Annotated in this window: 17 protein-coding genes and 7 tRNA genes; 16 read left to right on the top strand and 8 right to left on the bottom strand. The window is 60.6% G+C overall.

All coding sequences use genetic code 11. The features are described 5' to 3' along the window. Positions 1-100 precede the first annotated feature (100 nt). Together LDN90_RS08750 and LDN90_RS08745 are read left to right on the top strand one after the other, a co-directional pair. The gene (locus tag LDN90_RS08750) at positions 101-1,483 is read left to right on the top strand and encodes an MFS transporter (protein WP_223948681.1); all 1,383 of its coding nucleotides are present in this window, start codon (positions 101-103) and stop codon (positions 1,481-1,483) included. 56 nt (positions 1,484-1,539) lie between these two features. Further along, the gene (locus LDN90_RS08745; RefSeq protein ID WP_223948680.1) at positions 1,540-3,897 is read left to right on the top strand and encodes an arylsulfatase; all 2,358 of its coding nucleotides are present in this window, start codon (positions 1,540-1,542) and stop codon (positions 3,895-3,897) included. A 226-nt stretch (positions 3,898-4,123) separates the two neighbouring features. Here the strand turns inward: LDN90_RS08745 and LDN90_RS08740 are convergent, their stop codons facing one another. Next, the gene (locus tag LDN90_RS08740) at positions 4,124-4,561 is read right to left on the bottom strand and encodes a MerR family transcriptional regulator (RefSeq protein WP_223948679.1); all 438 of its coding nucleotides are present in this window, start codon (positions 4,559-4,561) and stop codon (positions 4,124-4,126) included. Between the two features lie 133 nt (positions 4,562-4,694). Here LDN90_RS08740 and LDN90_RS08735 point away from each other — a divergent pair, with 133 nt between their 5' ends. After that, a complete protein-coding gene (locus tag LDN90_RS08735) occupies positions 4,695-5,654 on the top strand; it encodes a zinc-binding dehydrogenase (RefSeq protein ID WP_223948678.1) in 960 nt (319 codons plus the stop codon). A 556-nt stretch (positions 5,655-6,210) separates the two neighbouring features. Here LDN90_RS08735 and LDN90_RS08730 read toward each other — a convergent pair. From LDN90_RS08730 to LDN90_RS08715, 4 genes are all read right to left on the bottom strand, one after another. Next, on the bottom strand, positions 6,211-6,681 hold the full coding sequence (locus LDN90_RS08730) for a DUF6301 family protein (RefSeq protein WP_223948677.1): 471 nt from the start codon (positions 6,679-6,681) through the stop codon (positions 6,211-6,213). Between the two features lie 11 nt (positions 6,682-6,692). Next, positions 6,693-8,252: a hypothetical protein gene (locus LDN90_RS08725; RefSeq protein WP_223948676.1), complete on the bottom strand. Its 1,560-nt coding sequence runs from the start codon at positions 8,250-8,252 to the stop codon at positions 6,693-6,695. A gap of 553 nt (positions 8,253-8,805) precedes the next feature. Further along, positions 8,806-9,066, bottom strand: coding sequence for a hypothetical protein (locus tag LDN90_RS08720; RefSeq protein ID WP_223948675.1), 261 nt, complete (start codon positions 9,064-9,066; stop codon positions 8,806-8,808). Positions 9,067-9,098: 32 nt separating this feature from the next. After that, positions 9,099-9,620, bottom strand: coding sequence for a hypothetical protein (locus LDN90_RS08715; RefSeq protein WP_223948674.1), 522 nt, complete (start codon positions 9,618-9,620; stop codon positions 9,099-9,101). A 16-nt stretch (positions 9,621-9,636) separates the two neighbouring features. Here LDN90_RS08715 and LDN90_RS08710 point away from each other — a divergent pair, with 16 nt between their 5' ends. Further along, positions 9,637-9,831, top strand: coding sequence for a hypothetical protein (locus LDN90_RS08710; RefSeq protein WP_223948673.1), 195 nt, complete (start codon positions 9,637-9,639; stop codon positions 9,829-9,831). Between the two features lie 503 nt (positions 9,832-10,334). On the opposite strand, the gene LDN90_RS08705 is transcribed toward LDN90_RS08710, so the two are convergent. Continuing rightward, positions 10,335-10,409 (bottom strand) — tRNA-Val (locus tag LDN90_RS08705). Positions 10,410-10,681: 272 nt separating this feature from the next. Between LDN90_RS08705 and LDN90_RS08700 the strand changes: the two genes are divergently transcribed. The 9 genes from LDN90_RS08700 to LDN90_RS08660 all read left to right on the top strand — a co-directional run bounded on the left by LDN90_RS08700 (position 10,682) and on the right by LDN90_RS08660 (position 14,629). Beyond that, positions 10,682-10,754, top strand: a tRNA-Gly gene (locus LDN90_RS08700). 45 nt (positions 10,755-10,799) lie between these two features. Continuing rightward, positions 10,800-10,870: transfer RNA gene (locus LDN90_RS08695), tRNA-Cys, on the top strand. Between the two features lie 38 nt (positions 10,871-10,908). Next, positions 10,909-10,983 (top strand) — tRNA-Val (locus LDN90_RS08690). Positions 10,984-11,040: 57 nt separating this feature from the next. After that, positions 11,041-11,113 (top strand) — tRNA-Gly (locus LDN90_RS08685). 24 nt (positions 11,114-11,137) lie between these two features. Beyond that, positions 11,138-11,212 (top strand) — tRNA-Val (locus LDN90_RS08680). A 57-nt stretch (positions 11,213-11,269) separates the two neighbouring features. Further along, positions 11,270-11,345 (top strand) — tRNA-Gly (locus LDN90_RS08675). A gap of 175 nt (positions 11,346-11,520) precedes the next feature. Continuing rightward, positions 11,521-12,975 (top strand): amino acid permease, encoded by a 1,455-nt coding sequence (locus LDN90_RS08670; protein WP_223948672.1) that lies wholly within the window; start codon positions 11,521-11,523, stop codon positions 12,973-12,975. A gap of 83 nt (positions 12,976-13,058) precedes the next feature. Beyond that, positions 13,059-13,292 (top strand): antitoxin, encoded by a 234-nt coding sequence (locus tag LDN90_RS08665; RefSeq protein ID WP_216923131.1) that lies wholly within the window; start codon positions 13,059-13,061, stop codon positions 13,290-13,292. A gap of 116 nt (positions 13,293-13,408) precedes the next feature. Beyond that, a complete protein-coding gene (locus LDN90_RS08660; RefSeq protein ID WP_223948671.1) occupies positions 13,409-14,629 on the top strand; it encodes a benzoate/H(+) symporter BenE family transporter in 1,221 nt (406 codons plus the stop codon). Between the two features lie 13 nt (positions 14,630-14,642). On the opposite strand, the gene zapE is transcribed toward LDN90_RS08660, so the two are convergent. Continuing rightward, positions 14,643-15,683: a cell division protein ZapE gene (gene zapE / locus LDN90_RS08655; protein WP_216923802.1), complete on the bottom strand. Its 1,041-nt coding sequence runs from the start codon at positions 15,681-15,683 to the stop codon at positions 14,643-14,645. 210 nt (positions 15,684-15,893) lie between these two features. On the opposite strand from zapE, the gene LDN90_RS08650 reads away from it, so the two are divergent. From LDN90_RS08650 to ybaK, 3 genes are read left to right on the top strand one after another with little or no spacing between them, the layout of a single operon-like run. Further along, positions 15,894-16,820, top strand: coding sequence for a sulfurtransferase (locus LDN90_RS08650; protein WP_223948670.1), 927 nt, complete (start codon positions 15,894-15,896; stop codon positions 16,818-16,820). Positions 16,821-16,857: 37 nt separating this feature from the next. Next, complete coding sequence (locus LDN90_RS08645; RefSeq protein WP_216923126.1) at positions 16,858-17,325, top strand: SufE family protein; 468 nt, start codon at positions 16,858-16,860, stop codon at positions 17,323-17,325. Between the two features lie 59 nt (positions 17,326-17,384). Beyond that, on the top strand, positions 17,385-17,879 hold the full coding sequence (gene ybaK / locus LDN90_RS08640; protein ID WP_216923125.1) for a Cys-tRNA(Pro) deacylase: 495 nt from the start codon (positions 17,385-17,387) through the stop codon (positions 17,877-17,879). 33 nt (positions 17,880-17,912) lie between these two features. Here the strand turns inward: ybaK and LDN90_RS08635 are convergent, their stop codons facing one another. Next, the gene (locus LDN90_RS08635) at positions 17,913-19,169 is read right to left on the bottom strand and encodes an alpha/beta fold hydrolase (RefSeq protein ID WP_223948669.1); all 1,257 of its coding nucleotides are present in this window, start codon (positions 19,167-19,169) and stop codon (positions 17,913-17,915) included. Positions 19,170-19,193 lie beyond the last annotated feature (24 nt).

Genomic DNA, 19,193 nt, shown 5'->3' with positions numbered 1-19,193 from the left:
GATGAAAGGCCTGATCGAAAGAACGTTCCTGAACGCCCTTGCCCGTTGAGGCACAGCGATGCAAGGGGCGCCCCCAACACCAACTTTGAGGATCATTTTCATGAGTTTTGCTGCTGTTGATGATGCACCTGTCCGCAGGTTCCACCGCAAACTTACTGCTGCCTGTTCCGGCGGCCCCTTACTCGACGGTTATCTCCTGGCCATCATCGGGATAGCGCTGCCCGGAATCACCGGACACATGCGGCTGGATACGGGCGTCGAAGCAACTATTGGCGTTGCCTCCCTGATCGGCATGTTTTTCGGTGGCCTCATATGCGGCCCGCTCACCGACCGCATCGGCCGCAAACCCATGTACACCCTGGACCTGCTTGTGCTCGTCGTCGCCTCTGCCCTGTCGGTAGTCGCCAGCGAAGCCTGGCAACTGATCGCACTGCGATTCATCATCGGCGCCGCCATCGCCGCCGACTACCCCATCGCTACGGCACTTCTTTCTGAATGGCTGCCGCGGAAACGGCGCGCCGGAATGTTCAGCGCTGTGATCATCATTTGGTACATCGGCGCTTCGTTGGCCTACTTGGTGGGTTACCTGATCAACGAATCCATGGGTAGCGACGGCTGGCGCTGGATGCTGGGCAGCGGCGCGATCCTGGCCCTGATCGTTTTCCTGCTGCGCATTGGCACCCCGGAATCACCCCGCTGGCTGGTAGGCGCGGGACGTGTGGAGGAGGCACGCCGGGTCATCGAAAACTCCCTACATGTCCGCGTAACCACCGAAGAACTGACAGGCAACCTACCCCGGACCGTGGAAGCCAGGGGCAACATCGCGGACCTTTTCCGCGGAGTCTACCTGCGCCGCATGCTGTTCATCATCATCTTCTTCACCTGCGCCATCATTCCCCTGTTCGCACTGCTCACTTTCGGCCCACAACTTCTGGGTTCCCTGGGAATGGGGGCCGGGAACCTCACCAACCTCGGGACTGCGGTCATCAACCTCGTATTCGCGCTCGGGTGCTTGCCAGCGATGAAGCTCCTGGAAACCATCGGCCGGCGAAAGACCATCATCTGGTCCTTCGGGCTCATGGTGCTCCCGCTGATCGCGCTCGGCCTATGGACCGACGCACCGGGTCCCCTCATTGTTGCCTTCTTCTGCCTGTACGCTCTCTTCTCCGGTGGACCCAGCATCCTGGAATGGGCCTACCCCAACGAGCTGTTCCCCACCAGGATCCGTGCCGCCGCTGTCGGAGTCGCGGTCGCCCTGACACGATTCGGCGCGGCAGTGGGAACCTTCCTCGTCCCGGTATCACTGGTCACCCTCGGGACTTCGGCAACCATGTTCATCGGCGCCGGCATCACGTTCGTCGGTCTCCTTGCCTGCCTGGCATGGGCCGAAGAAACCCGCAGCCGCTCCCTGGAAGAGACCGGCGCCATCCAGCTTGTGCCCTCCCCACCAAGCACGGCGTCCAAGGTTGACTCCCAAATCTGACCAGCCGGCACCACCGACCAACACACACTGCAGACCTACGACAGGAGCAAAATCCCATGACTGAAATCCGCGAAATACTTCCCATTCCAGCGCAGAGACGCCAGCCAGTCACTGCAGCGATGGGTATCCACCAGCAGGAGGCAACTTTCACCCCCGTGGCCCCCCTGCGAGCGCCGGATGGCGCCCCGAACGTGGTCCTCGTCCTCATTGATGACATGGGCTTCGGCGCCTCAAGCGCCTTCGGCGGTCCCTGCGACATGCCAACAGCGGAGAAACTGTCCCATGAAGGGCTGCGCTACAACCGATTCCACGTCACAGCACTGTGCTCGCCAACCCGACAGGCCCTCATGACTGGAAGGAACCATCATTCAGTAGGAATGGGCGTGACGACCGAAATGAGCACCTCCGCTCCGGGTTACACCGGTTTCCGTCCGGCCAGTGCCGCCACCATCGCTCAGACGCTGGGCCTGAACGGCTACAGCACAGCGGCATTCGGAAAGTGGCACCAGACCCCTCCCCGTGAGGTCAGCCCTTCGGGGCCTTTCGACCGCTGGCCGGTCGGAGAAGGATTCGATAAGTTCTATGGCTTTATGGGTGCCGAAATGAACCACTGGTACCCGCAGCTCTTCGACGGAACAACCCCAGTTGAACCGGCCCGCCGTCCCGAGGATGGTTACCACCTGTCCGAAGACCTCGTTGACCAAGCCATCAACTGGGTCCAGACACACAAGACACTCACCCCTGAGAAACCGTTCTTCAGCTACATCGCCTTCGGCGCCACCCACGGGCCTTTCCATGTGGCACCCGAATGGAAGGACAAATACCGCGGCAGGTTCAACGACGGCTGGGACGCACAGCGTGAGGCAACCCTAGCCAGGCAGAAGGAACTGGGTATCGTTCCCGAGTCTGCCGAACTCAGCCCATGGGCTGAAGTCGTGCCGCATTGGGACGAATTGGGCCATACAGAGCACCAAGTGGCCGCTGCCTTCATGGAGACCTACGCCGGATTCGCCGAGCACACCGATGCCCAAGTAGGGCGCTTCGTTGACGCCTTGGAGGAGACAGGGGAACTCGACAACACCCTCTTCATCTACATCCTTGGGGATAACGGCGCTTCCGGAGAGGGTGGCATCGAGGGCACCATGCGCGAGCACCTCGTCGGTCACGGCTTCAAGGACGACACGGCGACCATGGCCCAGGAGCTGGATGCGCTCGGTGACGCGACCACCTACGCCATCTACCCCGTCGGGTGGGCCCTGGCGATGAACACCCCTTACCAGTGGACAAAGCAGGTCGCTTCCCACCTCGGCGGAACCCGTGACGGCATGATCATGCGGTGGGGTAACGGCATCAGGCAGGGCGGCGGCGTGCGGCACCAGTACCACCACGTCATCGACATCGCCCCTACCATCTTCGAAGCGGCCGGGATCCCCCACCCTGTCACTGTCAACGGTGTGACTCAGCAACCCATCGAAGGCACAAGCATGGTCTACACCTTCAACGACCCTGAAGCCGAAGACCGCAGACGCACGCAGTACTTCGAGATGTGTGGTAACCGCAGCATCTACCATGAGGGCTGGACCGCCGTCACCCGCCACGGAACACCATGGGAAATGGTTCCCGAAGGGCTCCCCTCCTTCGATGAGGATGTCTGGGAGCTCTACGACATCAGCAACGACTGGAGCCAAGCCCACAACCTTGCCGACAAGTACCCGGAAAAACTCCGGGAGCTGCAACAGCTGTTCCTGATCGAAGCCAGCCAGTACAACGTGTTTCCCCTTGATGACCGTGTCACGGAGCGGGAAAACCCTGAGGTTGCAGGACGGATTGACCTGCTCGCTGGCCGAACGACGGTGACCTACCGCGACGGCATGGGGCGCTTCACCGAAGAAACCACGCTGAACGTGAAGAACCGGTCCCACAGCGTCATCGCCCGGGTGGATGTTCCCGAGGGAGGAGCGGAAGGTGTTCTGATTGCCCAGGGCGGGCGCTTCGGCGGCTGGTCCCTCTATGTAGCGGAGGGGCGTCTGAGCTACGCCCACAACTGCTACGGCCGGAACCTTTACATCGTCCGCTCCGACGACCCCCTCGCCCCTGGCCCTCAGGAACTCACTATGGAATTCCATTACGACGGCGGCGGGATCGGCCGAGGCGCCGAAATACGTCTTGCAGCCGACGGCAAGGTCATCGGCAAGGGCCGAGTCGACCAAACCACCGCCTACTACTTCTCCTTCGACGAGACGCTGAATGTCGGCATCGACCGCGGCACCCCGGTCACCGACGACTACCTTCCAGTGGACAACGGGTTCACAGGCACTCTGCATACAGTGCGCATCGACCTCAACGAAGACGAGGACCACCACGAACACCTAACAGTGGCCGACCGTCAACGCATGGCATTGGCCCACCAGTAAAGAAAGACAGGACAAACCAGGCTATTTCCACGCGAAGAGCGGACAATGCCCGCTCTTCGCGTGGTAATGACCTTTGGACAAGGTAGGACACCATGTCTGAAACGCACCTTGGCGAACAGTCAGCCGTCCGCGGTGCACCTCCCCTATTGACCTCATATGCATGAGTTGCGCCAAAGGAGCGTCAGGGGAATATTGGCTTGTCTTCTGGAATCGCCAATCGAACCTTTTATCCCTGGGCGACTTGAAGTGCACGAACTTCAGTTGTGACCGGCGCACCATCGCAATCAAGTCCTGCGTCGATCAATATTCTGTAATGCTCAATTTTGCTGTCCAAGGCTGCCTCCGCCTGGTCGAGCTTGCGGCGCCGTTCCTCCAGCAGCTCACGGGCGTGTGCCAGGAGACTTACTCTGCGCCCGTGGCTCGCCGCACCTTCCATAACCAATTGGACGAAGTCCTTCATCATGGCTGTCGGCATTCCCGTAGCACGCAGTGATGTCAGCAGCAGTACGAGATCGCGCTCCTGCGGACTGTAGCGCCGCCGGCCGGAGGCGCCACGGCTCACTGTGGGAAGGATGCCTTCGCGTTCATACCAGCGAAGTGTGTCCGTGCTGAGCCCCGTCAATTCCGCCACCTCGGCAATACCAAGCTCTGTATCGACACTCATGATCGTGAGTGTAGCTCTTGGAGTGCACTCCAGGAGCACCCCCTCAGAGTCCAGCGTCCTGGAGCTTGCGCTGGAGTGCACTCCAACTTCTAGAGTCAGGAACTCCCCCACACTCGACACTAATAGGAGAACAATGCGTGCGCTCGTCGTCACACATCACGACCGTTTTGATGGTCTCAGCCACACCGAAGTCCCCGCGCCACGACCGGGACACGGCCAGATCAGCATAGATGTCGAATATGCCGGCATCGGCCTCATCGATGCCCTCTGGGTCACCGGAGCCATGCCCTCCGGTGTCGGGTTCGTGCCCGGCCTCGAAGTCTCCGGAACTGTGCGCGGGCTCGGTGAAGACGTCAGCACCTTCAGCGTCGGCCAACAGGTCGCTGCAATACTCCCCGCAGCGGGCGGATTCGCCGAAGTCGCGTGCACCCCGGCATCACTCGTCTCGGCTATCCCACCGGGGCTCAGTCAAGACCTCGCTTCAGTCGTGCCCATCAACACTGTCACTGCACACCTGGCTCTGACCACTGTGGCAAGATTCACTGCAGGAGAGAGCCTGCTCGTCCATGCCGGGGTCGGCGGCTTGGGATCTCAATTCGCCCAGGTTGCCCGCGCACTGGGCGCGGGCCGTATCGATGCCGTTGTTGGCACTCCGGCCAAACAAGACACCGCCCGGGAGTTCGGCTTCGACCAGACCTATGTGCGCAGAGAACTGAATTCCATACCAGCCGATACCTACGACGTAGTCATTGATCCAGTCGGTGGCGCCGCCACTGAGGATGGATTCAGGGTTTTGCGCGGCGGTGGACGCCTGCTACGCGTAGGCAATGCGTCGCAGTCCCCCGACGTGGCGCTGAGTTCCATGGCCCACTGGCTCGAGAACAAGTCCACAGTCGGCTTCAACGTCGGGGCATGGCTGGCCCAGCACCGCGAGCAAGGCGCGTCCTCACTGCAATGGGCCCTCGAAGCCGTGGCACGGGGCAAGGTTCGAGTCGATCTAACGAGAGTCGGAAATGTAGATCAGATTTCAGATCTCCTGGCCACCCTGGAACGGGGTGACACCACCGGCAAACTCGCCGTCCGCATGGGATGAGCGCACCCGCGAACTGACAGCCGCTACTATGTCACTCACTACGTGGGAATGGTGCCCCTGGTGTTGATAAGCCAGGGGCACCGTCCGCATCAGGGCTGGTTCGGTTCAGTGGGCCGCTCTACTCTGTCGATGCGAGCAATCCCTGGGGCGCGATCCCTTCAGCTTTTGAATCCCTATGATGTTTTCGATGGAATTCCGGGCAAGCGGAGGAACACGGCTTTTAGAGCTCCGCCGACGAAACAGATGGCGGCGTTGATGCCGATTGACATCTGGATGCCCTAGTCGTCCGTCGTCAGTTCAAGGAGGGGTTGGCGGGGACTTCCGGCAGGCAACTACGTTGAGCTCTATCTGGACGGGCAACATCGTCGTTATGGATGGGGATGGTCTCCTCGGTCACGTCGATTAACGGCATCGATCATTCGCGAGAAACTTTAGCGCGTTACCGTTCAACTAGACGTCTTGGTGGTCCGAACCGAAGAGGTATTCGCCGAATAACCGCGAATACTGACCAGCGAGGGAGCCTTGCGAGGCGGTCAGGGCAGCGACCAATCGACCGTCACTGGTGGGCAGCTCGGCGATCGAGTTCAACCCCTTGCGGTGTCTCGTACCTTGCCGTGAGACCCCTGGGGAGAAAGCTGAAGGAAACGCGGGCACCGTCCTCAACGTTCCATTGCGCCGTTGTGGTGTCCTTGAAGTACGCCAGCTTTGGCTCCCCCCACCTCGCTACACCCTCACGAACCATGAGCGTATGGACATCGCTGAGGAAGTCGGTGGACTCCGGAGTCACATCGCGGATTGTGTCCGACGTGTCGAAGCTCAAATCCATCATCACGTTTTTGTAGTCAATGGTCATGACATCAGCGGTGGTGAAGTTGGACACCGTGTTCATAAGGTAATGCGTGTCGTTCTCGACTTCGATGGTCCAACCGAACCGGTCCGCAGCACGTTTTTGGGCCTCATCCTGGGACATCGGCCACGGTGCAGTTATCCAGAAGTCGATGATGTCGCAGAGCTCAGCGGGAGGCATTGACTTCCATGTCACGCGTTTGGGCCTCTTTCCAGGTTTTCGCTTTTTGCTCTTTCCAACCAGTCCCTCCAAGCGGAATAGCTGAAAAGATTGATGTTGTATCCGGCCGCGACGGCAGCGCCCTCCAACGTCTCACCTGCCCGGAAAAGAGGCCGCCCATCCGCGGTCTCGATTGACTTCACGATCTCGGCGTCCGTGGCATTAAGCAAGTGAATCAGGGAGTAGGCTGCGCGGAAGGTCTCTGGGCCTCCGATGAAATGCACCCAATGACGGCGTCCCCAACGAATCTCCGTGCCGTTGGCCCCGACTGTGACATTAACGCCGGGTGCATCTTCAAACGTCGCAATCTGCTTACCCGGCCACAGCATCTCCCTCACCATTTCAAGGACGAAGGGGTGCACAGTGTCAGCCCGGGCAACTACCGTGGTGTGGTTGGGGCCGGCCATCCAATGGCGCAATTCCAGAGTGCCGTCGTCGTTCAGCGCAATGACCTTCGACATCACTCTCCGGCCCCTGACTTCAAGAACTCCGTCAGGGTGCGTGAGCAGGCCAAGCTTCACGCAAGGATTGATTGCCGCCATTGTGGGCGTGCTAAGAATTTCCTCTACCAGAGGGTGGTCGAGCGAGCTGACCCACACGCTGGGACGTGGCTCTGCAGTCGCATCGCCCTTTGACCTGACGTGATTGGACTCAAGCCCAAGCCTCGGAAATTCCAGTGAATCAGCCCCAAGATCCATACGCGCCACGCGTTCTGCGGACCACGTCTGGCCCAGTGGAATCTGCTCGGCCTCGCGCCAAGCCCGATAACCCATTTCATCAGGAAACGCTATGCCGTAGGAGTTCCGCAATGCGGCGACGCACCGCTCGGCCAGCTCGCGGTATTCCGAGGTCAGTGCTGGAAGTGGGAGTGACGAGGACCAGTTCGGCTGCGTGGCACCCGGTGCCTGCCAAGCCGCGACGCGCAGCACGGATTCGTCTGCACCACCCACTACATCCGTCCCGGGAGCCTCGGCATCAAGACGGTCGGCCTGGCCCGAAAATTGCACATATCGGGTTGGGTATAAGTGTGAGGTGATGATCAGGTTGGTCCGATCCGATACACGGCGCAGCGTCGCCGCGAGCCGGTCGCGGAAGTCGTTCCAATCGAAGTCCGCCTGGTCGCGTGGCTTCCGCTGCATCCAAGGCATTGGAAGTCGTGTCCTCACGGTGCTGAAGTGCAGATCCGGGTCGTCTTGAGGAATTGTCTTCAGCCGGTAGGGGTCCCGGGGATCAGATCCTTCGAACCCTTCTTCCCCCGCCGACGGTTCCCGCGTAGCAACCAGGAGTCCCTGGGAATTTCTGAAAAAGATTTCGACTATCAGGCCTCGATAAGTGCCGCGATGTTTGATGTCGTGGCACTCCAGTTGCTCCTCCGGGCCGATCTCCCGAATGAATTCCCGACGGCCCAGCGGCGTGAACCCAGCGGTTGGTTGATCCGTCCACAGCGCCCAACCGTCTCCCCGGGGCCGCAGCCGATACTCGACGCCACCAAGAACGGCGTAACTCCCGGGTTTGATGAAATCATCTCTCATGTGGCCTTCTTCACCTTTCCTGACGTCAGTCGTAGCTCACCTAGCAATGACCCGGGAGACGTCCATGTCCCCGTTGTAGAACACCCACACAAGCCAGGCGGACGGCTCCATCTGCCGTGTCTGGGCGATGGTGGCGGGTGTGATCCCTCTGCGTTCCAACTGCTCGAGTCGGCTACTCCAGTCTTGGAGGACCGCGTTGCTGGCAGCCGGGCCTTGGCGTGCCGAAGCAGTACCGGCAAGGCGTTCCGCCTTCGCTGGCAGGTGGCGCCTTTGCTCCGTGCGAGCACGTGGACCTAGGACCCGACTATGTCCCACCGCCCGTCGGCGAATTATATTGAGCCGCCACGCAACGAGTGCCAGAAGTGCAAGCATCACCGCGATCGCAGGCAACCATAAAGAAACCTGCCCAGACGTAAACCCACGTTCATCGCCTGCGCCCGACACCAAGCGGAAGCAAAGAGACCCGCGACCGTCAATCCGACGAGCATCGTGCACACGCTTCCATAACGTGCGGCAGGCCTTGCGGCCACCGGAAGAAGGAGCACCACGGCAATCAGAGGAACCCGATATGAGCGGCAGGTACGGCCACCGAGGCTGCATGTACCGCGGAGATGGAGGCATTCTTCCGCCCTCCCGCACCGAACATCACAGCTGCGGTCAGTGCAGCCAACAACCCTGTGCTGAGAAGGACTCCCCACACGCTCTGCCACAGAATAGTTCCACCTGTAGTGGCATGCTTGGGCCGCTCCGCACCGTTCGCACCCACCTCCGGGAGCATCAGGTCTAGCAAGGAAGCCGCGTTCGCCCCGGACAACAACTAGAGCGTGCCGGGGCAAACGCGGCATGCTACTTGACCGTAACGGTAGTCTCGGCAGTTTCCTTCTTGGCGTGATCCAGCTTCCCGTCCGCGCCCTGGGGATTCATGGTCGCCTCGATCTTCGCTTCCTTACCTGCAGCGTATGCGAAGTTCTCAGCAACGTTGAATGACTCCCCCGGCTTCAGCACAAACGGGTCCTTCTCCTTCAGCTTGATGCCGGAGCTGGTGAGGCCGTGCTTCTCGAAACCATCGCTACTGGAGTCCGAGGGCATGCCGCCCATGTACTTCCAGTCCGTGTACTTGGCGGACGGAGTGATGAGCGAGTGGCTCAACGGAATGTCCGCCGACGAAGTGTTGGTGACCACGTAGTTCAAGTAGACAATCGGGGCACCCTTCTTCAGAAGGTTTTCCTTTGTGTCCGGATCCACGAACATGCCGTCCTTGGACGCGACGTCAGTGGCTGTCTGGTAGATGTCCACGCTGAAGCTGTCGCCCTTGAAGCTGCCCAGCTTATCGCCCGTGTTGGTGACCGGCAGAGCCCAAGAGGCCACCTTGTAGGCACCTGGGGTGGTCGCTTCAGATGACGAAGAAGATGCGGATGCGGAGGACGATGTTGAGGCGGACGCCGCTGTTTCACTGGCCGAGGGTGATGACGAGTTCGAAGACTCTGCGCTTCCCCCGCATGCGGTGAGCGACACCGCTATCAAGGCCGTGGCTCCCATTCCTAGAAGTGTCTTCTTGTTCATTGATTCCCCTAAGTAAGGTCCTGTGTTCATTCGGAGAACGGGAACGCCGTTTTTTGGCTGGTTGAGGCCCCGCCTGCGATGACCATGCGCCCGTCCTAAACAAGAAGTGGCTCCCGGTCAGGTTCTATGACGCGTTTATCGACACCAAGTAGTTGTGACAGCTACGGAAGATGATGCGAAAACTGGAATCTGTCACCGCGGAAGGGGCACGTACTCCAAGACCTGCCCTGGCAGTGCCTGCCATCCAAGACCGGTGCGCAAGCGTCATATAGTGGGCCGCCCACAGTGTGGCTACTTGATGAGTGCGGCGAGTTGATCCAGCAGAGAACCCGCGGGTGCCCCGGACAGCGGCTATGGGCTGCGTGGTATCAGCCTGGTACCTAGCGCCCTGCGAAGTGACCTTTGATCTGGGCACATATGTCGTTAGGGAACTCATTCGCGAGTCCCACGCAGGTACCACGGAGCCGTCGAGAAAGCCCCAGAAACGCAAAAGACCCCCGGAGATCCGGGGGCCTTTCTTGGTGGGCGATACTGGGTTCGAACCAGTGACCTCTTCGGTGTGAACGAAGCGCGCTACCACTGCGCCAATCGCCCGTGTGCAACCCGCATCAAGTGGCCGGTGCATACAGAAGACTAGCCCACCGTGGCTGGAATGCAAAACGCAACCGGACCGCCCTCCCGCAGACGAATCACAGGCTTGGAATTACAGCCATGAAACTCCCGAAGAGCCCCGTAAATTCAAGGATCCGAGCCCCTTAAGAAGCAAAACCAACCAGCCGATTTGGAGTTTCAAGCAACCTCCTATAGAGTTTTTACTCGTCGGAAAGCGACGGAATGCCTACTGGGCAGGCCGGCGCAACGGCACTGCGGACGTAGCTCAGCTGGTAGAGCACCACCTTGCCAAGGTGGATGTCGCGAGTTCGAATCTCGTCGTCCGCTCGCAAGGCACTGTCAAGGCAAGAATTCCTCGGAATCTGCTTACACGGTGGGTTGGCCGAGAGGCGAGGCAGCGGCCTGCAAAGCCGTATACACGGGTTCGAATCCCGTACCCACCTCGGTGAAAACCATGTCTTCCAGCCACGGCTGGATGCATGGGCGATTGGCGCAGCGGTAGCGCGCTTCCCTGACACGGAAGAGGTCACTGGTTCGATCCCAGTATCGCCCACCAGAACAAGGCAACTTGTTTGTTGTTGAAGGCCAGGCTCTTGCAGGGCAGACAACATGTGCGGACGTAGCTCAGCTGGTAGAGCACCACCTTGCCAAGGTGGATGTCGCGAGTTCGAATCTCGTCGTCCGCTCTCCTTTCATAAGGACCCGGAAACGGGCGATTGGCGCAGCGGTAGCGCGCTTCCCTGACACGGAAGAGGTCACTGGTTCGATCCCAGTATCGCCCACCAGAACAAGGCAACTTGTTTGTTGTTGACGGCCAGGCATTTGCTTGGCAGACAACATGTGCGGACGTAGCTCAGCTGGTAGAGCACCACCTTGCCAAGGTGGATGTCGCGAGTTCGAATCTCGTCGTCCGCTCCAACGAAAAAGGCAGCTCCTCGGAGCTGCTTTTTTTATGCCCACGCGGAGCCAAATGCCATTCATCATTTGAAGTAACTGATACACCTAAGAAAAAGTCGCTTTATCTAATGTGATTCGTCTCGCACAATGTAATGCGAGCTCATCACCGTTCCACGCCAACTGGCAGGAGTACCCCATGAATCAACAGACGGCTTCCCAATCCGTCATGAGGCGCAAGCCCATCGACGACATCGAGGAAGAAAGCAAGCACAGTGGACTCTTCAAGAGTCTTGGCCTCTGGCAACTGACGGCCATCGGCGTCGGCGGCATCATCGGCGTCGGCATTTTCTCGCTGGCCGGCCTGGTAGCCCACGGCGACGCAAACAATCCGGGCGTGGGCCCCGCAGTGCTCGTATCGTTCCTGATCGCCGGACTCGCTTCCGGCGCCGCCGCTTTGTCCTATGCGGAATTTGCCGGCATGATCCCCCGGGCAGGTTCGGCCTACACCTATGGTTATGTAGCTTTGGGCGAGATCATTGGCTGGTTCATTGGCTGGGATCTCCTGCTTGAATACATCGCCATTGTCGCCGTGGTGGCAATCGGCATCTCCGGCTACTTCGATGCCTTCTTGTCCGGCATCGGGATACACATGCCCACCTGGATGACGTCCACAGTGGATGAAGGCAAGGGCGGCATTATCAACCTTCCGGCGATCCTGGTTTGCCTCCTGGTGACCTGGATCCTCAGCAGGGGAACCAAGGCTTTCGGCCGCTTCGAATTGGTGGCTGTTGCCATCAAGGTGGTGTTGATCCTCTTCATCATCGGGTTGGGCATTTTCTACATCAACACTGAGAACTTCAATCCGTTCATGCCCAGTGGTTTCGGCCCGGTCTTTGCCGGTGCAGCCACGGTATTCTTCGCTGTCTTTGGTTACGACGCCATGAGTACAGCCGCGGAAGAAGCCAAGGACGGCAAGAAGCACATGCCCAAGGCGATCGTCCTGTCCCTGATCATCGCCATGCTGCTCTACGTGGCAGCTACGCTCGTCCTCACCGGCATGCAGAACTACAAGGACATCGATCCCAAGGCTGGTTTCGCATCGGCCTTCACGGGGGTTGGTCTGCCTATCATCGCCACCATCATTTCGGTTTTCGCTGTCCTGTCCATCCTGACCGTGATGCTGACCTTCCTTCTGGGCGTTACCCGCGTTTGGTTCTCCATGAGCCGCGACGGCCTGCTGCCGGGATGGTTCGCCCGTACCGACCGTCACGGCACACCCCAGCGGGTCACCTGGATCGCGGGCATCGCCTCAGCGTTCCTGGCCGGCGTTTTCCCGATCAAGGAAGTTGCAGACCTCACCAACATCGGCATCCTGGCAGCATTCGTTGTGGTCTGCATTTCCGTCATCGTCTTCCGCTACAAGAAGCCCGACGCTCCCCGCACATTCCGTTTGCCGTTGATGCCGGTAGTTCCCGCCTTCGGCGTGCTGGCCTCCGCGTTCCTGATGTCCCAGCTGCATTGGGAAACCTGGCTACGTTTTGCCGTCTGGCTCATTGTTGGCTTGATCATCTACTTCTCCTACGGCCGTAAGCACTCACTCATGAATCCGGACAGCCCACGCCACTTTGAGCTCAGTAAGCCCTTGGCGTAGCGCGCCTGGAATCCTTGGCACACCCTGAATCCAGTGTTAGGGTCGGACGCGGAGGAGCGAACTGGCTCCGCGAAGGAAGGGAGGTGCCCGTGGGTTTAATTGACGACCTGAAGGGTAAGGCTCAGGGTCTCATTCAGGGCAACGAAGAAGCCATTCAGAATGGCATCGAAAAGGCCGGAGACTTCGTCGACCAGAAGACAGGCGGCAAGTTCGCAAGTCAGGTTGACGCGGTTCAGAATGCCGCTTCCGACTTCGTGGCTACAACAGACGGTGACGCCGCACAGGCTCCCGTCGCGGATGAGCCTAAGCAGCTGTAGCTGCCTGAGCCCGCCGTACCAGATACGTCAAGGGGGCACCGGTCCCGCCGAGAGGCGCCACCGGTGCCCTTGGCGTTTAACCGGTAACCGGGTTTCCGTCCGGTATTTTGGTCCTTATGCCATCAGCCTCTTCCACAGTCCAGCGCCCCTCCCGCCAGGACACGTTAGGGCCGCCCATCACCGCTGGCATCGTCACCGCCCTCGTCGGTTTCACGTCCTCCTTCGCTGTGGTCCTTGCTGGACTGCGGGCTGTGGGAGCCAACCAAGCGCAGGCCTCCAGCGGCCTCCTGGCCCTTACACTGACGTTCGGACTGGGCATCTTATGGCTTGCATGGAGATCCAAAATGCCAGTAACCCTGGCGTGGTCCACCCCGGGGGCGGCGCTCCTCGCCTCGGCAGGAATGGTCGACGGCGGCTGGCCGGCAGCGGTGGGTGCGTTCGTCGTCGTCGGGGTGCTGATCGTCCTGACGGGGTTACTGCCCAGCCTTGGCCGGCTGATGACGAAGATACCCACACCGCTTGCGCAGGCGATGCTCGCGGGCGTGCTCCTCCCCCTGTGCCTGGCACCTTTTAAATCCCTGGGAGAAGTGCCCTTGCTGGTTGGCCCGGTGGCCCTTTGCTGGTTGGTGATGATGAAGTTCGCGTCGCGCTGGGCGGTCCCGGCCTCACTGGTGGTGGCCCTCGCCGTCATCGGCATCCACATCGTGGCGAACGGAGTTCAGATTCCCGGAGATGCCCTCTTGCCGCAGCTCGAATGGACTACTCCAGCGTTCACCCTGGAGGCAGCGGTGGGGCTGGCCCTGCCCCTGTTCATTGTCACGATGGCATCGCAGAATATTCCCGGCGTCGCCGTGCTTAAATCCTTTGGCTTCACAACGCCCTGGCGGGCATCGATGGTGGTCACTGGAGCCGGAACCATTGCGGGCGCTCCGTTCGGAGGCCACGCCATTAACCTTGCTGCTTTGAGTGCAGCGTTGGCGGCCGGAGAGGAAGCAGGGAAAGACCACGGCAGGCGCTGGATCGCGGCATTCGTGGCTGGTGTGGCCTACCTGATGCTGGCAGCGTTCTCCGCAGCCCTTGTCACAGTGGTGGCTGCCGCACCCGCCGGCTTGCTTGAAGCGGTCGCAGGCCTGGCGTTGCTCGGCACGCTGGCCTCAGCCATCTCCTCCGCATTGGCAGTTGCCGAAGAACGCGTACCCGCGTGCATCACTTTCCTGCTTGCCGCCTCAGGGATCAGCTTCGCAGGAGTGGGTGCGGCATTCTGGGCGTTGGCGGGAGGCATCCTGGTCCGCTGGTTGCTGAAAGACCGGGAACCGCTGACGCCTTCACACAAGTAAAGCCGGAACCGAATCAGGCAGGTTCGTGGTTCTGTCCCTCTCGGGCAAGAGCCGTGAGCCTGGACACGGCACGGAAGTACTTCTTCATGTACCCGCCGGTCATCATTTCTTCGGTGAAGAGTTTGTCGAAGGGGACGCCGCTGGCAAGAATCGGCACATCTTTGTCATAGAGACGGTCGGCGAGGACAACGAAGCGGAGGGCCACTGCCTGCTCGGTAATGGTCTCGACGTCGCGCCACACCACGGCCTCGACGCCGGAGATCAGCTGCCGGTAGCGGCTGGGATGGACGCCAGCGAGGTGGTGCACAAGAGTGCGGAAATCATCCACGGCAACTGTTTGTCCGTCAAACTCGGCGTGCATGCGGTGCTTGAGCTCTTCAGTCTTCAAAGGTGACGGAGCTGCGGGCAGGCCACGGTGGCGGAAGTCTTCGCCGTCGATCCTGACGACGTCGAACTGGTCGGCAAGGACCTGGATTTCACGTTGGAAGTCCACGGCTGCGAAGCGGCCTTCGCCCAAGGAACCCGGCAGTGTGTTGGAGGTAGCCGCCAGCTTTACGCCGGCGTCGGCCAGTTCGCGCATCAGGCGGGACATCAGCACAGTGTCGCCGGGATCATCGAGTTCGAATTCGTCAATGCAGACAAGCTTGTAGTTGCTGAGGGCTTCGACGGTCTTCCGGAACGAGAGCGCGCCTACGAGGTTGGTGTATTCAACGAACGTACCGAAGGCCTTGGGACCCGGAGACCGGTGCCAAAGGGAGGCCAAAAGGTGGGTCTTGCCGACGCCGAAGCCACCGTCGAGGTAAATGCCGGCACGGGTGGCGGGGGCCTTCTTGGCGAACAACTTCTTGAAGAGGCCACCGCCGTCATCGGCCCCCACACCGTCAGCGAATGCCGAGAGCAGCTTGACCGCATTGGCTTGGCTGGGCTGGGCGGGGTCCGGGCGGTAGCTGTCGAACGATACCTCTCCAAATCGCGGAGACGGGTAGAAACCCTTGAGGAGTTCCTCCACGGAGACTGCCGGTGTGCGGGCAGCCAGTTGTTCGATCTGTACCACGGTGGTCCGTTCTTCAGTATTTGGGTCCCCAGCAAGAATACCGGCATCGGGCGTCCCGAAAACGGTGACGTGACCAATGCCATGTTTCACCATGTGACCAGCGGGGAAGCATTCCGCGCGGCCCGTGGTTAGTGTTGGAGCACGCCGGGCCGGCAATTGATGCAGCTTCCAGGGCCTGGCTCCGCCCGTTGTCAGTGAAAGGCCATCACCATGTCCTACCCCGTTGAACAAAACGAAAAGTTCGCGTCCTACGCGAACCCTGAACGACTCGTGTCCACGCAGTGGCTTGCCGAAGCACTTGCCGATGACGCCATCGCCGATGGCAAGCTGGTGGTTGTGGAGTCCGATGAGGACGTCCTGCTGTACGAAACCGGCCACATTCCCGGTGCCGTAAAGATCGACTGGCACACGGACCTGAACGATGAAGTGACCCGCGACTACGTGGACGGCGCCGCATTCGCTGCTTTGGCAGCATCCAAGGGCATCTCCCGTGACACCACCGTGGTGATCTACGGCGACAAATCCAACTGGTGGGCCGCCTACGCCCTCTGGGTCTTCACGCTGTTCGGACACGACGATGTGCGCCTGCTCGACGGTGGCCGCGACAAGTGGATCGCTGAAGGCCGCGAATTGACCACGGACGTATCGACGCCTGCCCCGGGCACCTACCCCGAAGTAGAGCGCAACGACGCTCCCATCCGGGCCTTCAAAGAGGACGTCCTGGCTCACCTGGGCAACCCGCTGATCGACGTCCGCTCCCCCGAGGAGTACACGGGCCAGCGCACCCACATGCCCGCGTACCCGGAAGAAGGCGCACTGCGTGGCGGCCACATCCCTACGGCTGCTTCGATTCCGTGGGCCCGTGCTGCAGCTGAGGATGGCACCTACCGTTCCCGTGAGGAACTGGAAGCCCTCTACCTGGGCGAAGCAGGTTTGACGGCCGGCGACGACGTCGTGGCGTACTGCCGCATTGGCGAGCGGTCCAGCCACACCTGGTTCGCGCTGAAGTACCTGCTGGGCTTTGAAACCGTCCGCAATTACGACGGTTCCTGGACCGAGTGGGGCAACGCGGTCCGCGTACCCATCGTCAAGGGCGCCGAGCGCGGTTCCGTGCCGGCAGCCTTGGTCCGTAACTAGCAATGCAATCAGCGCCGTTGTGCGTAAGCTGGAAGTGATGAGTACCAACACCTTGCCCGCCGCACTGGCGGAAATCGTCGATGACTTCCAGGCACTGACGGAGCCTGACCGCCTGCAACTGCTGCTCGAGTTCTCCCGTGGGTTGCCGGAACTTCCGGAGCGCCTCAAGGACCACCCGGAGCTGCTGGAGCAGGTTGTGGAGTGCCAGTCACCTTTGTTCCTCACGATCGAATCCGAGAAGAACAAGGACAATGCCGAAGGCCCGCGCGCCTACCGGTTGTTTTTCAAGGCTCCGCCCGAGGCTCCCACTACGCGTGGATTCGCCGGGGTGCTGCACGAAGGACTCGATGGGTTGACGGCCCAGGAAATCCTGGACGTTCCGGATGACATGCCGGAGTTGCTGGGATTGACCAGGGCCATCACTCCCCTGCGTATGCGCGGCATGACCGCCATGCTGGGCCGTATCAAGCGGAAAGTTGCAGCCGCAAGCCGCTTGGAACACTAAACAGCTTCTGTAAGCAAAGCGGACTTTCTGCAAGGCAAAGCTGAGAGGCGTCCTGGCACATGGCCAAGAAGATGGCATCACAGGGAACGCCGGCCACTGCAGCACTAGCTGCGGCCGGCGTTTCCTTCGTGCTGCACCCGTATTCCCATGATCCCTCGGCCGCCAGCTATGGGTTGGAAGCTGCCGAAGTCCTGGGCATCGATCCCAAGCGGGTTTTCAAGACATTGATGGTGGAAGTCGAAGGCAAACTCGCCGTGGGCATCGTCCCCGTTTCAGGAAACCTGGACCTCAAGTCAGTGGCGGCAGCCCTGGGTTCGAAGAAGGCAGCCATGGCCGACCCCAAGGCGGCAGAGCGTCGTACCGGCTACGTCTTGGGCGGAATCTCCCCCTTGGGCCAGCGCCAGCCCTCCCCTACCGTCCTGGACGAGTCCGCATTGTCCTATGACACCATTCTGGTTTCCGGTGGGCGACGCGGCCTCGACATCGAAATTGCCCCAGGGGACCTGATTCGACTGACCAAGGCAGTGACGGCGCCCATCGGCGCCAAGGGCTAACGTCGCCCCGGGTAAGCTCACCCAGCCTGCCCGTTACACACCCTCTGACTGCCCAGGGTTGTTCCGGGGAGCCAACTGGCGCTGCAGCCACGAGCGAACCAGCCGTTCCCATTTCTCCGGGTCAACGTTCCACTCCTTCGTGTGCCGCGCTCCGTGGAACGGTTCGAACGTCACCATTTCAGGGTTCTTCTCTGCAAGGCTGGCGGAAGGTTCAAAGGGGACGTAGTCGTCGTCGACACTGTGTATCAGCAGGGTTGGGGTTCGTAACTCAATGGCTCGTGCTTCCCAGTCCATCGCTTTGAAATCCACGGGAGCGGAAAGTCCAGTGAGCCTGCGGCCCAGCGGATGTCCGAGCATCAGCTGTCCGTATCGGCCTACGTTATAGGGGATCCTGTTCATCTCTGCATGGTGGGCCATCACGTTGACCCAATTGATCACTGGCGCGTCCAGCACCAAAGCACGGATCAGGTGCCTGTACTTGGATAAATCGGCTGTTTGGAGGCTAATCGCTCCACCCATGGACCAGCCGAACAGGACCACTTCCCGGGCGCCATGAGCCATCGCATATTCGATAGCGGCTTCCACGTCCCGCCACTCCGTGGAGCCCAGGCCGTACCGCCCATCAAGTGCCGATGGCGCAAGCCCGTCATTCCGGTACGAAATCAGCAGGCTGTCCAGTCCCAACTCCCGCGCGGTCCGGACAGCTCTGAGGCATTCAAGCCTGGTGGCACCCCGGCCGTGCACCATGATCGCCCAGATGGGCGCGTGGGCAGCTGCATCCGCCCGGACCAGCCATGCCGGCGCCTTCCCGACGTCGAGGTCAATCTCCACGTCATCGGCGGCCAGGCCGATGGCCGCGGGATCCGGGTACGTTGCGCCGCTCCACCATCCCCGGCGGGCTTCAGCGAGGTTGCCACTGTAAACCTCTTCGACCTCGCGCAGCACCGTTTGTTCAGCTGGCGAGTAGGAGACGATCCTGCCAATCCTGGCATGGCCTTTTCCGCCCTCGAAGAAGAGACTGAACACGCCGTCGATGGTGGTGTCAGGGGTGGCCGCAAGGATGACCTGCAGTCCCTTGTCGCTGCGGATGACGGCGAGAACCTCCTGGTCCTCATGACGGGCAGCGGGCGTAATGACGCGGCGGGCAAAATACACTGCGAGCGCGGAAGATCCGGCACCGACGAGTCCTGCGAGTGTCCCTCCGGTGAGGATTCCGGCGATGGCCCATTTGGTTCGCACGGACATTTTCTTCTCTGCAGCCTCGCTCGCTGACCGGGTATTCAATGCCATGGCTCCATTGTCGCCGTTCCCTGG

This window comes from Arthrobacter sp. NtRootA1, assembly GCF_019976975.1.
GTDB lineage: Bacteria > Actinomycetota > Actinomycetes > Actinomycetales > Micrococcaceae > Arthrobacter > Arthrobacter aromaticivorans.
This window is presented reverse-complemented; position numbering and strand designations above follow the sequence as displayed.

Coding starts and splice junctions, on each gene's coding strand:
- LDN90_RS08750 (WP_223948681.1), top strand. CDS start 101: ATGAGTTTTGCTGCTGTTGATGATGCACCTGTCCGCAGGTTCCACCGC.
- LDN90_RS08745 (WP_223948680.1), top strand. CDS start 1,540: ATGACTGAAATCCGCGAAATACTTCCCATTCCAGCGCAGAGACGCCAG.
- LDN90_RS08740 (WP_223948679.1), bottom strand. CDS start 4,561: ATGAGTGTCGATACAGAGCTTGGTATTGCCGAGGTGGCGGAATTGACG.
- LDN90_RS08735 (WP_223948678.1), top strand. CDS start 4,695: ATGCGTGCGCTCGTCGTCACACATCACGACCGTTTTGATGGTCTCAGC.
- LDN90_RS08730 (WP_223948677.1), bottom strand. CDS start 6,681: ATGCCTCCCGCTGAGCTCTGCGACATCATCGACTTCTGGATAACTGCA.
- LDN90_RS08725 (WP_223948676.1), bottom strand. CDS start 8,252: ATGAGAGATGATTTCATCAAACCCGGGAGTTACGCCGTTCTTGGTGGC.
- LDN90_RS08670 (WP_223948672.1), top strand. CDS start 11,521: ATGAATCAACAGACGGCTTCCCAATCCGTCATGAGGCGCAAGCCCATC.
- LDN90_RS08660 (WP_223948671.1), top strand. CDS start 13,409: ATGCCATCAGCCTCTTCCACAGTCCAGCGCCCCTCCCGCCAGGACACG.
- LDN90_RS08650 (WP_223948670.1), top strand. CDS start 15,894: ATGTCCTACCCCGTTGAACAAAACGAAAAGTTCGCGTCCTACGCGAAC.
- LDN90_RS08645 (WP_216923126.1), top strand. CDS start 16,858: ATGAGTACCAACACCTTGCCCGCCGCACTGGCGGAAATCGTCGATGAC.
- ybaK (WP_216923125.1), top strand. CDS start 17,385: ATGGCCAAGAAGATGGCATCACAGGGAACGCCGGCCACTGCAGCACTA.
- LDN90_RS08635 (WP_223948669.1), bottom strand. CDS start 19,169: ATGGCATTGAATACCCGGTCAGCGAGCGAGGCTGCAGAGAAGAAAATG.